This window comes from Mesorhizobium sp. M8A.F.Ca.ET.021.01.1.1, assembly GCF_003998025.1.
In the GTDB taxonomy this organism is placed as follows: domain Bacteria; phylum Pseudomonadota; class Alphaproteobacteria; order Rhizobiales; family Rhizobiaceae; genus Mesorhizobium.
The window spans coordinates 1-1578 of sequence record NZ_RZSJ01000884.1 but is presented as its reverse complement, the minus strand read 5'-3'; the positions used below and the strand labels follow the sequence as shown (position 1 = coordinate 1578).

At 63.2% G+C, this 1578-nt stretch carries 2 protein-coding genes and 1 pseudogene; all 3 read right to left on the bottom strand.

Annotated elements, in window-relative coordinates; all coding sequences use genetic code 11:
* Positions 1-135 (bottom strand): annotated as a pseudogene (locus EOA36_RS35070) (arylesterase); the annotation flags it as partial.
* Positions 136-139: 4 nt separating this feature from the next.
* Positions 140-553 carry a hypothetical protein gene (locus tag EOA36_RS35065; protein ID WP_127281202.1) on the bottom strand — a complete coding sequence of 138 codons (414 nt, stop codon included), beginning with the start codon at positions 551-553 and terminating at the stop codon, positions 140-142.
* A 14-nt stretch (positions 554-567) separates the two neighbouring features.
* The coding region (locus tag EOA36_RS35060; RefSeq protein WP_127281201.1) for a 2-oxo acid dehydrogenase subunit E2 at positions 568-1578 on the bottom strand (1011 nt) is incomplete at its 5' end.

Genomic DNA, 1578 nt, shown 5'->3' with positions numbered 1-1578 from the left:
GTCGGCGATAACCTGAACGCCTTCGCCGAGGCCGGCCTGCAGCACGCTTGGCCAGCGATCCGGCAGCGCATGACGCCCGCCTTCGGCATTATAGCCCCAGGTCAGCGAGTCGCCGTAACAAAGCACTGTCTTCATCCGTTCAACCCGCCTTTATGTCAGCCACGCCGCGCTTCACGCGCCAGCGCACGAACAACCAATGGATGACGATCGTCACCAAGCCCGGCAGACCGAGACCGGCAACCATCGGCATGTCTTTCCTGACCACCGCGACGCTGCTGTCGCTGTAGAGGATCAGCCCGACCAAGAGGACGAGCAGCACCACAAACACAATCAGCGTCCACTTGCCCGCCCTCGCCACGGCCGCGACCGGTTCGTTCGTCAATTGCGCCACGAAGAAGATGAAGGTGACGACAAAGGTCACCAGCACCGAGAACATGAAGACGATGATGTATTCTTCCTCGGCGCCGGTGGCGACAGCCAACCATTGCGCGATCAGACCGCCAGCCAACCCGGAAATGAAAAAAGCGAAAAGGCTGGTGAAGAATATTCGCACAGCCTTTCCCTTTCCTAGACCAGCATGCCCATCGGGTTCTCGATCAACTTCTTGAAGGCGACCAAGAGTTCCGCACCTAGAGCACCGTCGACCGCACGATGGTCGGTCGACAGCGTCACCGACATCACTGTGGCTATTCTGATCTCGCCGTTCTTGACCACCGCCCGCTCCTCGCCGGCGCCGACCGCCAGGATCGTCGCGTGCGGCGGGTTGATGACAGCGGCAAAGTCCTTGATGCCGAACATGCCGAGATTGGACACCGCCGTGGTGCCGCCTTGATACTCTTCCGGCTTCAGCTTCCGGCTGCGGGCACGGCTGGCCAGATCCTTCATCTCGTTGGAGATGACGGAGAGCGTCTTTTCATCCGCATGCCGAATGATCGGCGTGATCAGGCCGCCGGGGATCGAGACGGCGACGCCGACATCGGCATGTTTGTGCTTGACCATGGCGCTCTCGGTCCAGGAGGCATTGGCATCCGGCACCGCCTTCAGCGCCATGGCCATCGCCTTGATCACCATGTCGTTGACCGACAGCTTGTAGGCGGGCGCCTCACCCTTGTCGGTCTTTTTCACCGGAGCCGCGGCGTTGAGCTGCGTGCGCAGCGAAAGCAGCGCGTCGAGTTCGCAATCGAGCGTCAGGTAGAAATGCGGGATGGTGGTCTTGGCCTCGACCAGGCGTCGCGCGATGGTCTTGCGCATATTGTCGTGCGGGACGAGGTCATAGGAGCCTTGCTCGAACAGCTTCAGCACCTGGTCGTCCGACATTGCCTTTACAGCCGGAGCAGCGGAAGGCGCACCAGCCGGAGCCTTGGCTGCCGGCGCTGCCTTGGCGCCGCCGCCGCCGATCGCGGCATCGACATCGGCCTTCACCACGCGGCCATGCGGACCGGTGCCAGCCACGGCCGACACATCGACGCCCGCCTCCCTGGCGATGCGGCGCGCGAGCGGCGACGCAAAGGTGCGCTCGGCCGATTGGCTGATCTCGCCCCTTGTGGGGGAGATGGCCGGCAGGCCAGAGGGGGGCGC